Origin of the sequence: Sporocytophaga sp. (assembly GCF_017745095.1) — a bacterium.
Lineage (GTDB): Bacteria > Bacteroidota > Bacteroidia > Cytophagales > Cytophagaceae > Sporocytophaga.
Map to the genome: position 1 here is coordinate 190,857 of NZ_JAGHZZ010000060.1, position 14,312 is coordinate 205,168.

Genomic DNA, 14,312 nt, shown 5'->3' on the forward strand with positions numbered 1-14,312 from the left:
CCGGGAGCTAAATTAATGGACATATTCCACCATAAAAATGACATAATAAGTTTAGAAAAATGATTTATATCATTTTTCTAAACTCACTAATTAACAATCCCCACAAAATCAGGAATTTGATTTTATCAATGCCAACCCTAACAACCTCGCCTGATTATTATACAATTCCTCCGCAATCTTATCACTTGAAATATGATATCTGGCACCTATATATTTAACAATAACACCATTAGTATCAACTACTGGCACGATAGTCACATCTACCCAATAATGACTTCCATCTTTTGCTTTGTTTTTAATGATTCCTCTGAATACTTTTCCGGCTTTTATTACTTCCCAAAATAATTTAAACAACTCCCTAGGCATATCCGAATGTCTGAAAAATTATGTGGCTTACCTATCAGTTTCCTCTTTAGAATATTTTGACACGTCGCAAAGCTTGACATTTGCAATCAGAATGTTTCCATATTGATCTGATTCAGACATAATAGTAGTTAATCCAAAAACATTCTCTCATACCTGAAGTACCACTTTCATTGCTTCCAGCTGGATCATACTCTTCCTCATTTATTCCTGAGAACTTGCAAGTTTTTCCATGCTTTGCCTAAGCTCTTCTTCCTGGACTTTCAGATTTGCCGCCTGAATCTGGGATTCGCTTAGCAAAGTCCTGGATTCTGCAGTTTTGTTACTTATAAGCTCTAGGGAATACAATTTGTATTAAAAAATATTACAAAAAATCTGCTAAAGATTAAAGCTGTTGATCTTTTACTTTATCTGAAAATGAATATGATCATCATGTCTCACAGCCTGACAGCCATGAAACCTGATTTTTCCTGACTGAAGACTCAGCCTCTGCTTCAGATGAGGTTCAATGAAAATTTTACTGACCGCTTCTTCATTAGCTAAAAGCTCAACTAAGATCCTAGTTCTTTCAGCATCAAATTTAAAATCCGACTTTTTATTTTGAGGAATAATGTATTTTAAAAAACTGTATTGGAGATAACCTTTATCATTGCAAAACTCAGCTGTATTCACTTCTCCACTGCGTGGTTCTTCGCAAATACCATATCCAATAAAAGAAGGACTTTCATCCCCTTCTTGTCCTGAGCTTTTGTCAATATAAAAAAAAGCGAGATCTAGCTTCTTTCCATCATTATGACTCAGATGTGGTATCAATGGGAATTTATTTATAAAAGGAAAACAAGCATCCAAATAACTCACTTCTGTTCCAGGATATTTTTTATTCATTTTAACAGATGCATTCAAGACAGCGCTTTTGAGGTCCGGCTTCACATAATTGCGATTGAGCAAGCAAGTAATTCTATTCAACGGCTTCAAGTGATTTGAAGAAAACATTGGCAAAGGAACTCTGCCAAATAAAGATGCAACAGGAGGAACAATAATAAAAGTAGCAATCAGATATAGAACAATAAATGAAGTCAATTTTAATACTGCTAAGACTACTTTATTTTCAACCTTATCATTTAGAAATCTAAAAATATAAAGGGTTAGTAAATATACTAACCCTCCAATCTGAGTGATAACCGTAAGTATACAGAAAATAAATATTCTGAAAAGAAGTTTAACTTTATTCATTCCGAAAAACGGAGATTATTACTTATCAAAATAAACTGCAAGACTAAGAATAAGAACATGCACCAATGAAAGAATCCAGAACATTTTAAGAGAAGGATTAGCTATTGCGCTTATCTGAGCTTTGATTTTTTCAGAAATAGTAGTCTGGATACTAAAATCAGAACCCTGGAAATCTATACCATCGAGACTTAACTTTTTAAATCCATAATCCAGCACCTTTTTCTGAATCTTATTTGCATTATCATCTTTTCTAATCTCATCCAGTAGTCGAGCCTTAACTGTTACTCCGTCAATGCCATTTTTAAGCCAGTCGGGCTGTTTTGATGAAATTTTCTTAAAACCCTTTTCAACCAAAGGATCTACAAAATCTGCCAGTTTATTTTCCCAGATAAGGTATATGGATGTTTGTAAAGCATGTTTATTGGCAAGCATAATGTAAATAACAACAAGACCTATTGAAACAACAAGCAATAAGTAGCTCCATAAATCGCCTGATGGCGCAGCAGCCAGATAAGTATCACCTGAAATATTGTCCTGCCCTGAAGATGTACCTCTAATAATCAAAGCGGTAATGATTCCAACAATAGACAAAGTTACGCCAATAAGAACGACCTTTATCCAGCTAAAAAAAGACTTACCTGCGATTGAAGCAAAGAGTTTTAAATTTTCTTTCATGTTAGTTGTAAAAAGAAGTTAAGTTATAAATTATCAAAAAATTTCAGTTCAAATACTCGTATAAAAATCTGAAAAGATTATTGAATTAAAAATAAGAAATGCTGAATTATAATTAAATAACTTTACAAAAAGAATGAAGGTTTGAATTGAAAAAAAGAAAACCTTCATGCTTTTATTACTTATCCAAAGTCGTTTTAAGCTTTACCAATACTTCCTCTACAAATTTGTTTCTTTCTGAGCATCTGGTCTTTAGACGGTCTATCTCCATCCTTTTAACTTTTAATTGGAAAAGCCTTTCTTGCAACTGTCTGATCTTACGCTCTAGTTCTATTTGTCTTTGATTAATATTATCCAATGTATTCATAAAAAAAATACTATTTATTATTAAACATTTATCCCTTGCATAATGTTATTAGAATGCAAATAATACCATTATCAATTTCATAAATATTTAAATACAAAGACTTAAGTTAGTAGCCGTCAGTATGGTTAATGGTATAAACCATGATATCTGAAAAAGTTTTATTTTTTGGCCTATATTTGAGTTCAGACAGAAAAAGATCTCACTAATATCTAACAAGAAAACAGTGAAACCGCTCCCAATACATGAAGAATCAAATAATAGTTTTCCGATTATAGGAATTGGAGCCTCTGCAGGAGGTCTGGAAGCTATTATGGAGTTTTTTGATAACCTGAGACAAGAGGTTAACGCTGCTTTTGTAATTATTCAGCATTTATCTCCTGACTATAAAAGCATGATGCCTCAGCTTCTATTAAAGCACACAAAGATGCAGATACATGAAGCACAGGAAGATATTATTATTGAAGCAGGTTGCATATATGTAATCACTCCAAGTAGAAATATCACATTAAGCAACAACAGATTAAAACTCCATCAAAAGAAAGCAGGCAAAACGCCCAACATGGCTATTGATATCTTTTTCAAGTCTTTGGCAGATGAGCGCGGACCAAATGCAATTGGAGTAGTATTATCCGGAACAGGAACTGACGGCACAAAAGGCCTGGAAGAAATCAGAAGTGCCGGAGGGCTCGCTGTAGTGCAAGATCCCAAATCCGCAAAATTTGACGGAATGCCGAAGAATGCCATTGACACTGGCAATGCAGACATGATTCTCGCTGTGAATCAAATGCCTGAAGAAATTCTAAATTTCCTTCAGGACACACCTGGAAATACTATTCCAGGACGATTGTCTGATGAAGAAGAAACGATCATTCATGAAATCCTCAATTTAATTAATAAAAGAGGCGGAAACGATTTTACATCCTATAAGCCCTCTACTATAAGTAGACGGATAGCTAAAAGAATGACCCTTAACAATTTTAGGAGGCTTATTGATTACAAAGATTTCCTTCACACTAATAAGGATGAACTTGACATACTGGCTCAGGATTTTCTGATTGGTGTTACAAAATTTTTTAGAGACAAAGATTCATTTACGATACTGGAGAAGGAGGTAATTCCTGCACTATTTGATACTAATGAAAAAGAGATAAAAATATGGGTAGCTGCATGCAGCACAGGAGAAGAGGCATATAGTATTGCTATACTTGCTCACGAATATATCTTAAAGCATGGCTTAACTCATCAGGTAAAAATATTTGCAACAGACATCAACAAAACTGCTCTGGAAACGGCTTCTAAAGGTATTTATCCAACTTCCATTGAAAAAGATATATCAGAAAGCCGATTAAAAACATGGTTTGATAAATCAGGAGACAACTATAGAATAAATGGTCATTTAAGAAAGATGATTGTTTTCGCACAGCATGACCTGACAAGAAATGCACCTTACAGCAAAATAGATCTTATTTCTTGCAGAAACCTGCTTATATATTTAAATCATGGGTTACAAAAAAATATCCTATCCAAATTTTACTTCAGCATAAAACCCAATAGGTATTTATTTCTCGGAACCAGCGAAAACATTGGAGATCTGAACCATGAGTTTAATGAGTTACACAAAAAATACAGAATCTATCAGAAAACCAGTAATAAAAGGAAATTACCAACTGAAAGTTATGGTGCATTTGGAGGATTTACTCTTAATAATCCTACTTTGTTCAAATTTCCAGAGGCTTCACATAAACCATTTGCATTTCCTTCAGCTCCCGCACCTAACCTAACCGACCTGTTGCTTACCCATTCAGGTTTCAGTGCAGTCTGTATCAATGAAAATTATGAGTTAACGCAGGCTTCAGGAGACTATGAAAAATATATACAGTTTAAGCCCAAACATTTGGAACTTAATATACTGAAAATTGTATCCGAAGAATTGTCTATTGTTCTGGGGTCAGCTATACGCAAGGCAATCAAACATAATGAAACTATAACTCTTGACAGGATAAAACTTCAGGAAGAGAATTCCAAACGCAACATACAGATCATTATCTCTCCTACCACTGAAAAGAAGACCGAAAAAAAAATTTATTGGATATTCTTTAAAGAACTTCCAGTGATTGAGTCGTTGAAAAACGAAAATACCATAGACCTCAGTGAGCAGAAATTTATTACCTCTGAGCGTATCATGGAGTTGGAAGATGAATTGATCGAAACAAGAGAAAACCTTCAGACTGCTGTTGAAGAGTTGGAAACATCCAACGAAGAAATGCAGTCTTCAAATGAAGAATTGGTTTCTGCAAATGAGGAATTACAAAGCACTAATGAAGAACTTCAGTCACTGAATGAGGAACTGCACTCTGTAAACGCCGAATTTCAGATCAAGATAAAAGAACTAGTTGAACTTAACGATGATTTAAATAACTTCTTCAAAAGCTCTGATATTTCTCAAATCTTTATCAATAGAGAACTTGTCATAAGGAAATTCACCCCTATATCAGCAAAACAGATAAACCTTATTGAAAGTGATATAGGAAGGCCCATTGCTCATATTTCCAATAATATTAACCATCCGAGATTGATAGAGGACATTAAATATGTGATTAACACACAATCCGTATTGCAAAAGGAAATCCAGTCTTACAACAATATGTGGTATCAGATGAAAATAATGCCATATACTAAACAGGATCAGACTGTAGATGGAGCTATTATTACCTTTGTTGATATCACCTATCTGAAGAGTTTGAACAATCTTATCTCAGGGGTAAACAACAGTTCACTCAATGGCATCATGGCTCTGGAACCTGTGAAAGATAGAAATGGAAATATTACTGACATGTGTTTTGTTCTTACCAACAGTACTTTAGAGAAAATCTTCAGAAAAAAACCAGAAGCCCTAAATGGCAAACTTTTGAAGTCTGAATTTTCGGACATCATAACATCTGAACTTTTTGAAAAACTTGTAATGGCATATGAAACGGATGACTCATTACACACAGAGCAGTATAGTGAGAGACAACATAAGTGGTTTGAATTATCAGCCATCAAAACAGGCGAAACACTTGTCATTACAATTGGTGATATTACAGAGAAGAGAGAAGCTGAACTAAGGATCAGGGAAGCCTATGAAGAATTGAAAAAAACTCAACAAAACCTTCAGCTACTGAATGATCATCTCGAAGATAGAGTAGAAAAAAGAACCAGGGACCTTACCATAAGTCAGGAACGTTATAAAGCTCTTTCTCTTGCGACCAACGATGCTATTTATGATTGGGATTTTTCTTCCAATACAGTCTGGTGGAATGAAGGATTCAAAAATATGTTCGGTTATGAAACCACAGGTGAGTCCCAGGGTATTGAATCAAGATTTGAGAAGATCCACCCTGAAGACAAGCAAAAAATTATTGAGAGTATACAGAACAGTGTTACACAAGGTAAAACTCAATGGCAAGAAGAATACAGATTTGAAAAAGCTGATGGAAGTTATTCGAATGTGCTCGACAGAGCATATATACTCCATTTTGAAGACGGAATGCCATATAGAGTTATCGGATCAATTGTGGATCTTACTTCATTAAAAAAGACTCAGCTTGAACTTGAAAAAACAAATAAAAATCTCGTCAGAATTAATGCGGATCTGGACAATTTTATTTATACCGCATCTCATGATTTAAAAGCACCCATACTCAATATTGAAGGGCTCATCCAAACAATAAAGTTAGAGGTATTGCCTAATAATGAAGATGAAGATTTTAAATCACTTCTGGAAATGGTCGATATATCAATAGCTAAATTTAAAGAGACTATAAGAGATTTGACTGAAATAGCCAAGGTTCAGAAAGAGATCATAATAGATCAGGAGGTAATTGATCTGAAAGAAACTATTGAAGAGACGAGGTTATCTATATTGGATTCATTTATTCAAAATAACGTTACCCTTGAATATAATCTTCAAGTTCCCTTTATTCTTTTCTCAAGGAAAAATCTTAGAAGTATCTTTTATAACTTTATTAGTAATGGTATAAAGTATAGACATCCTGACAGAGATCCTCACCTTAATATTACCACTGAAACTGTTGGTGACTTTATTATATTTACTTTCTCTGATAACGGGCTAGGTATTGAAGAAGATAAACTTGACCAGATGTTTGGCATGTTTAAACGTTTCCACGCTCATGTGGATGGTACTGGAATAGGACTTTATATTGTAAAAAAAATAGTTGAAAATGCAGGAGGAAAAATAAGTGTAGAAAGCACACTGAATGAAGGAACTACATTTAGAATTTTTCTAAAAGCAAATAGTATTCAGCAACTGAGTAATGATTTAACGAATTCAAAAAAATTTATTAATGGAAAATAGTCCAAGCAAAAAGAATTATGATTCGGATTTTTGTGGTAATCTGCCTCTTAATTTTATTAATTCAATACAACCCTATGGTGCACTTATTGTTGTTGAAAAAGTAAGATGGACTATTATACAGGTAAGTGAAAATATAAAAGAGCTTTTTGGAAAAGAGGTCATAGAGATTATCAACAATCCTCTATCAGCCTTTGTATCAAAGAAAGACTATGAAGCAGTGTTATTAAAAATCAACGATGATAATTTAAAAGAAAGAGTTCCTTTAAATTTCAGTTTTAATAATTTTGAATGTTTTGCTATTGCTCATTTCAAAGATGGACAAGTGGTCATGGAACTTGAAAGAGTTCCGGCAATTAAGAAAGATTTTTCCTACTTATATCAAGATGTTAAATATATTGTCGCCAAACTCAAAAATGTTGATAGCATTACTCAGATCAGCAAAATAGCTTGCGAAGAAATTAAGAGAATTTCCGGGTTTGATAAAGTCATGATTTACCAGTTTGATGAATCGTGGAATGGACTAGTGATCGCTGAATCAAAAAATGAAGACATGGATGCTTATCTTGGCCTTAGATTTCCTGCCTCAGATATTCCAAAACAGGCGAGAGACCTTTACTTTAATAATCCATATAGATTTATTCCGGACAGAAGTTATAAAGCAGTAAAGCTAAATCCTATACTCAATCCTATAACTTTCAGATATACAGACCTTGGAGATTGCAACTTAAGAGCAGTAGCTCCTGTTCATCTTGAATACCTTCACAACATGAAAGTTGAAACTTCAATGTCAACACCCATAATAAAAAATGATAAGTTATGGGGCTTAATCTCTTGTCATCATAAAACTTCAAGAGAGATACCCTATGACTTGAGGTCTGCATTTGAGCTCTTGTCCAGCATTTTATCTACCCAACTTGTATTGAACGAAAAACAAAACGATTTGCTGGTAACCTCTCATCTAAGTTCAATACAGTCCAGACTTTACAGGCAAATGACCTCAGCTCTTAATTTTACGGACGGGCTGCTTGAAAACAACAACTTGCTTGAGCTACTTGAGATACAAGGTGCGGTAATAGTTTATAATGGCAAAACAAGAGAATTGGGAAAAACTCCGGCAAACTCGTTTATAAAGGAGCTTTCTTACTGGCTGAAAGTAAAAAATATAGACAAAATTTTTCATTCGGACACTACGCTTATTGAGCTTGACGCAAATCACAAATACAAAGAGGAAGCCAGCGGAATAATTGTAATTCCTATATCTGTAAAAAAAGGAGAATACATCGTTGGATTTCGCCCCGAAATCATTCAGACTGTACATTGGGGCGGCAACCCTGATGAAGCCATTCATTTCGAATCTGATCAGAAAACATATCATCCCAGAAACTCATTCAGCACATGGAAAGAAACAGTTAAAAATACTTCTAAAGCTTGGACACCCCAGACTTTAAAAGCTGCAGATGAACTTCATAAATCCATCAGTGACATTCTTTATAAAAATCAGAATTAGTTAAGCATCCTAACATAACACTACAGATTATGCTTCTTGAAAAAATCAAACAGTTAACCTCCCAAAACCATACTGCTATGGAAAATAGCAATTTAATGAAGCCAATAATCGATCGGGAACTTAACCTTGAATCATACAAAAATATACTGATCAAATTTTATGGTTTTTTTCAGCCTCTTGAAAATTCAATAAACAAATTCTCTGATATTCATAATTACCTACCTGACTTAGAAACAAGAAGAAAGTCAATGGCATTGAAGGATGATCTTAATATACTTGGCTTTACAGATGAAATCAGCCTTTGCACAGACTTACCGGAAATTAAAACTTCCTCCCAGGCCTTAGGATGTCTCTATGTAATGGAAGGATCCACTCTCGGAGGAAGAATAATATCAAGAATAATAAAAGAAACGCTTTTACTGGATAACGAGTCTGGAGCAAGCTTCTTTAGTGGATATGGAGAAGAGACAAGCAAAAAATGGAAATTATTCTGTGAAGTGTTAACAGATTATGGCACTACTGCAAATGATGATGGTACAATCATCGATGCTGCAAATGAAACTTTCATTAAATTTAAAAACTGGGTAGAATTAGAATAGAAATCATAATAAACTTAACCATAGGATATAAAAAGTTCTAAAACTATAATGAAAAATTAAAACAAATTTATATATTCAATACCTTGTGCTTTTATTACTTTTTTAACTTTTAAATCAACTAAACTTAATTGCAATGAAAAAGATTGATAAAATTCTTCTCGTTGATAATGATAATGTAAATAACTTTTTAAATGCCAGGCTCCTTAAAAAGCTTGAAATTGCTAACGAAATAAATGTAGCGCTAAATGGAAGAGAAGCCATTAATCACCTTAATAAGAGTGCTACCTGTCCTGAGTTAATTCTTCTTGATATCAATATGCCTGTGATGGATGGCTTTGAATTCTTGAATTCTTATAAAACGCACACCTCCAGTGATCCGGTAATAGTCGTGCTTACAACATCATCCAATGAAAATGATATTAGCAAATTAGAAAACCATCCTTCTGTAATGGGCTATCTTAACAAACCGCTTACTGCAGAAAAAATCAATTCGGTGTTGGAAAAACATTTTAGCGATACATAAAAAAAGCTCCTTTACAGGAGCCTTATTTATTTTTCAGATGCCTTTAAGCAACTTCAGATTTTCAATAATTATTCAACAATCATCAACTCTGTCCTCCTGTTGATCTGTTTGTTTTCAGGACTATTATTCGGAACAATTGGCTTATTAGGCCCATAACCATTACTTATAAGCCTATCAGCCCTTATACCTTTTTTAATTAAATATTCAGCTACTGCAGCAGCTCTCTTTTTAGATAACTCCATGTTATATCCCCTATTGCCATCACTATCGCTATGTCCCGATACTTCTAACTTTATATTTGGGTATTTTAATAAAAAGTTAAAAACCCTGGTAAGTTCAATCTCAGATTCAGGTCGAAGGGAGGCGTCATTTACGTTAAAGAAAATATTTCTAAGCACAATGACTGTACCCTTTTTAAGTGGCTTCAGATAGATATCCTCATCAATTTCCTCGTATTTATTAAGACCTGAGACATCAAGATTCTTTGAATAAAAAGAATAATTATCAGATTCAACTGCAATATTATAATTACGGCCGGTAGGTAAAGCAATGATATATTTACCGGAGCTCTTATTTGGCAAAAATTTACCTATAGACTTTTGAGTAGAGTTATCCCATATCTCAATTTTAGCTTCAATAGGTTTTAAAGTCAATTCATCTATTACACTCCCTTTCCATACAACAACCGGAGCTAGAGCGATACTTCTTTCCAGCATATAGATATCTTTCTCGCCGTTTCCTCCTTCTCTTACAGAAGAAAAGTAAGCCCTTGAATTATCCGCCGACCAGGTAAAATAAACATCATCATCAGCGGTATTGATGGGATACCCGATATTTTCAGGATTAGATAATATTTCACCGGTTTCGAGATCTATTTCAACTGAAAAAATATCAAAACCACCCATTGAGTTATAACTTCTCGAACTAAAATAAAGTGTTTTTCCATCCGCATGAATAAAAGGAGACAGCTCATCATCAGGAGTATTTACCTGTGGTCCCAATAATATAGGCATACTATACTCTCCGTTACCCTGCATTCTGGCCATATAAATATCAGTACCGCCAACACCACCGCTTTTATTGCTTGTAAAAAACAAGACTTTATGATCTGAAGACAAACTACCGCTAGACTCCCAGAAAGGCGTATTGATATTAGGCCCGAGATTTTTTGGTGATGACCAGTTTTTCCCATCAAGATTACTGATAAATAAGTCTCCACCATTTGAAGTAGCTTTGTATATAAGCATTTGTTGCCCATCAGCACTTAAACCTATACATGCATCATGACTCTCTGTATTTATCTTACTCCCAACGCCTTCAGCAAGAGACCAGCTCGTATCTTTCTTTGAATAGTAAATATCTTCATAATAGTGAAAATCTTCATGAAGCATTTGACCTGTACTATTATCCCTTCTTGATGTAAAATAAAGCATTGATTCATCAGCAGAAATTACAGGGTTATAATCCGGAAATTTAGAATTCACTGTGGGCCCAAGATTTTTCACTTTAATTTCCAAAGGACTCGCAATTAGTTTTATTCCGTTATGGCAATTTTTGATCAGATTGTCTAGTTCCTGCACTCTGTTTCGCTCAGATCCCTTTAATTGCTGCTGAAATGCAGTGTAATACGGAATGGCCTCTTTAAAATTATGGGTTAAATGATTTGCTTTACCTAAATAAAAATTAAGCTCTCGAATAGTACATCCTTTTGATTTGGCATCTTCCAGATATGATAAAGCTTTTGAATAATTTCTCAGCTCACAATTACACGCTCCCAGATAATATTTGATTCCAGCATTTTCTTTATCAATACTTTCTGCAATAGCAAAATTTTCCATTGCACTTTTGTAATCTCCATCTATAAAAAATGTCAATCCGTATTCAAAATGTTTTTTTGCTTTTTTGTCAGCAGGAGCCTGCCCCTGGCATACCATTGCAGAAACAATAATAAAGGTAAAGATTAAGATATACTGTTTAATGAATTCCATTTTTAAATATAACGACTATTAAACTTTATACAAACCAAATAGATTTAGGAAAGACTACACTACCAGACGTAACTTGGTTTACAACCGGTTGTAGGTTTATTCACTATTCTATAAGACAAAACGATTTCATGAGTCCCTCGGCTGAACTGACGGATTCGGCTTGTAGTCATATCATAGGAATAACCAATATCAAGCATATTTCTATAAGAAACCCCGAACAGAACTATAAAAGCATCCTTTGCTCTCATGGAAGCTCCCGCCCAGATAAGATCTTTATAGTTAAACTTTGCGGTAAAATCTACAGAAGGGGGAACCCCATAGTTAAACCTGACAATAGCAGAAGGTACTATAGCAAGCTCTTCTGAAAGATTTACTCTATAACCTCCCATTAGAAAATAATGTGGAGATAATGAACTATTCTGCGTAAAAGCATAAGCGGTTGTATTCTGAAACTTCAATTTGCTACTAAATATCTGATCCATTGAGACTCCGATATAATACTTCGGAGCATAAACCATCAAACCCACCATAGCATCAGGTGTAATGGTACTGAGATTTCCTGAATTACCGATTGCATTATCAGTAACCGGATTAGCAGATGGATTAGCATTCAGTATTATTTTATCAACATCTATTCTGTATTGCTTAATACCAATAAAAGTACCCATTGACATATAAGTTTCGCGGGCCAGAGGAATATGATATGCATAAGATCCGTATATACCAAGTGTACTGAAAGGCCCTATCCTGTCATGCATAATCTGTCCACCGAAACCATGATGTCCTTTCAGCTTGAAGGATGCAGGAGCAGTAGGATATTTTCTTGTTTTATATCCTAGAGCTTTTTCTACTCCATTTAATGGTTTCTTAAAACCCCTAGTCTTTCTTCTGCTAACAACATCGACATCTTCTCTGTTAATTAACTTCTTCCCCTTCTGTCCCTGAATAGTAAGATAATACGTCTGTGGCGCACCATCCAAGCCTACCCACTGGTTTCGGTATCCCACCTTGGCTTCTACAAAATTATCCGCACCTGCTATGGCAGGATTAATCAGATAGCTGTTCCAGATGTATTGGGAAAATTGCGGTATTTGCTGACCATAAATATCAGAACAGGCAATTATCAAAAACACTAATATTAAAATTCTTTTCATAACTATCTGATTATACTAACTGATCCTGCCATTGGTTCAGATCCATCTTTTAGATCTAAAATATAGAAATACGTTCCTACTGCCATCTCTACCCCTTTTACTCTTCCATCCCATGACTCAATATTTTTATTCCATTTGATGATAATACTTCCATAACGATTATATATTTCAAGCGATGCTTCAGGATAATCTCCTATATTTTCAATTACCCATTCATCATATGTTCCATCACCATTAGGAGTAAATGTATTCGGAATCATAACGGGTCTTCTGCCTACAACTGAGACCGTAATTTCATCAGTTGCCTTACACCCAAACTCATTCGTTGCTTCTACTGAATAGGTAGTTGTTTCCGCAGGACTTGCCACTGGATTAGCAATAAACAGATTACTTAAGCTCTTATCAGCCATCCATACATAATTTATTCCACCAGTTGCCTGCAGTTGAACCTTTTTATTTGTTGCAATTGCGGTATCCTTTCCTGCATTTAGGTTTGGTAAAGGATTAACTGTTACAATAATGGAATTTGTATAAGCAAAACCACATGAATTGGAAACTTGAGCTCTATATTGCCTTGTTTTATAAAGCTCTTCCTGAACCTCCGGAAACTCTTGGTTTGTTGCAGTAACCCAGGTTGTAAAAGGAGTTTCTGCATACTGCCATGTTATTTTATTTGCATTGTTACCGCTAATGATCGGATAGTTAACTTTCTCACCAGAGCAAATTGTAGTATCTCCTGAAAGTACACCTGGAATCAACATTACAGGCTCTCCTATCTCTAGTGATATTGTCGAAGTACAGCCATTAGCATCTGTTACTGTATAAGAGTAAGTTCCTGCAGCAAGACCAGTTTTTATACCAATATTTGAATATGGAGCTATTCCACCTGTTGCACTGATCGTTGCAGTACCGTCTGAAGCACCATTACAAAGCGCATCAGTATGAGTTTCGCTTGCGAAAATAACTGCTGGCTCTACTATTGATACTGATACTGTTGAAGTACAGCCTTTAGCATCGGTTACTATATAAGAGTAAGCTCCTGCGGCAAGGCCTGATTTTATACCTGTTTCTGAATATGGAGCTGTCCCACCAGTTGCGCTAATTGTTATTGTACCATTTGAAGCTCCATTACACAATACATCTGTTTTAGATACACTTGCTGATAATAGAGCTGGCTCAGTGATTGTCTGAGTTGCAAGAGCAACCACGCAAGCATTTGCATCTCTGATTGCCAGAGTATAAGTTCCTGCAGCTAGACCTGTGAAGCTTCCGTTAGACTGATAAGTTCCGCCATTCATTGAATACTCATATCCTGGTACTCCTCCTGTTGGGGAAGTGATTAATATCTCTCCATTTGATGCTCCATTGCATGATACATCTGTTTTAGATACACTTGCTGATAAAAGAGCAGGCTCTGTGATTGTCTGAGTAGCAAGAGCTACCACGCAGCTATTAGCATCTCTGATTGCAAGAGTATAAGTTCCTGCTACTAGTCCTGTGAAGCTTCCGTTAGACTGATAAGTTCCGCCATTCATTGAATACTCATATC

12 protein-coding genes are annotated in these 14,312 nt (G+C 35.0%); 4 read left to right on the forward strand and 8 right to left on the reverse strand.

All coding sequences use genetic code 11. From position 1 onward, the window contains the following. Window positions 1–108: 108 nt before the first annotated feature. From J7604_RS26920 to J7604_RS26940, 5 genes are all read right to left on the reverse strand, one after another. Entirely contained in the window at window positions 109–366 is a 258-nt protein-coding gene (locus tag J7604_RS26920) for a PAS domain-containing protein (RefSeq protein ID WP_293903744.1), read from the reverse strand. A gap of 201 nt (window positions 367–567) precedes the next feature. Then, window positions 568–711 (reverse strand): hypothetical protein, encoded by a 144-nt coding sequence (locus tag J7604_RS26925; protein ID WP_293903747.1) that lies wholly within the window; start codon window positions 709–711, stop codon window positions 568–570. Between the two features lie 54 nt (window positions 712–765). Then, entirely contained in the window at window positions 766–1,596 is an 831-nt protein-coding gene (locus J7604_RS26930) for a hypothetical protein (protein ID WP_293903750.1), read from the reverse strand. 18 nt (window positions 1,597–1,614) lie between these two features. After that, the gene (locus J7604_RS26935; RefSeq protein ID WP_293903753.1) at window positions 1,615–2,271 is read right to left on the reverse strand and encodes a hypothetical protein; all 657 of its coding nucleotides are present in this window, start codon (window positions 2,269–2,271) and stop codon (window positions 1,615–1,617) included. Window positions 2,272–2,446: 175 nt separating this feature from the next. Further along, window positions 2,447–2,635, reverse strand: coding sequence for a hypothetical protein (locus tag J7604_RS26940; RefSeq protein WP_293903756.1), 189 nt, complete (start codon window positions 2,633–2,635; stop codon window positions 2,447–2,449). 223 nt (window positions 2,636–2,858) lie between these two features. Here J7604_RS26940 and J7604_RS26945 point away from each other — a divergent pair, with 223 nt between their 5' ends. The 4 genes from J7604_RS26945 (at window position 2,859) to J7604_RS26960 (ending at window position 9,621) form a co-directional block, all read left to right on the forward strand. After that, entirely contained in the window at window positions 2,859–6,992 is a 4,134-nt protein-coding gene (locus tag J7604_RS26945; RefSeq protein WP_293903759.1) for a chemotaxis protein CheB, read from the forward strand. Next, window positions 6,982–8,499 (forward strand): GAF domain-containing protein, encoded by a 1,518-nt coding sequence (locus J7604_RS26950; protein WP_293903762.1) that lies wholly within the window; start codon window positions 6,982–6,984, stop codon window positions 8,497–8,499. Before J7604_RS26945 ends, J7604_RS26950 begins: the two co-directional genes overlap by 11 nt. A 29-nt stretch (window positions 8,500–8,528) precedes the next feature. Then, window positions 8,529–9,098, forward strand: coding sequence for a biliverdin-producing heme oxygenase (locus tag J7604_RS26955; protein WP_293903765.1), 570 nt, complete (start codon window positions 8,529–8,531; stop codon window positions 9,096–9,098). A 133-nt stretch (window positions 9,099–9,231) separates the two neighbouring features. Then, window positions 9,232–9,621 (forward strand): response regulator, encoded by a 390-nt coding sequence (locus J7604_RS26960; protein WP_293903768.1) that lies wholly within the window; start codon window positions 9,232–9,234, stop codon window positions 9,619–9,621. Between the two features lie 68 nt (window positions 9,622–9,689). Here J7604_RS26960 and J7604_RS26965 read toward each other — a convergent pair whose 3' ends face one another. From J7604_RS26965 to J7604_RS26975, 3 genes are all read right to left on the reverse strand, one after another. After that, complete coding sequence (locus J7604_RS26965; RefSeq protein ID WP_293903771.1) at window positions 9,690–11,609, reverse strand: OmpA family protein; 1,920 nt, start codon at window positions 11,607–11,609, stop codon at window positions 9,690–9,692. A gap of 59 nt (window positions 11,610–11,668) precedes the next feature. Next, window positions 11,669–12,763, reverse strand: a complete 1,095-nt coding sequence (locus J7604_RS26970; RefSeq protein ID WP_293903774.1) for a type IX secretion system membrane protein PorP/SprF — start codon at window positions 12,761–12,763, stop codon at window positions 11,669–11,671. A 2-nt stretch (window positions 12,764–12,765) separates the two neighbouring features. Continuing rightward, a partial coding sequence (locus J7604_RS26975; RefSeq protein WP_293903777.1) for a gliding motility-associated C-terminal domain-containing protein occupies window positions 12,766–14,312 on the reverse strand: 1,547 nt, incomplete at its 5' end.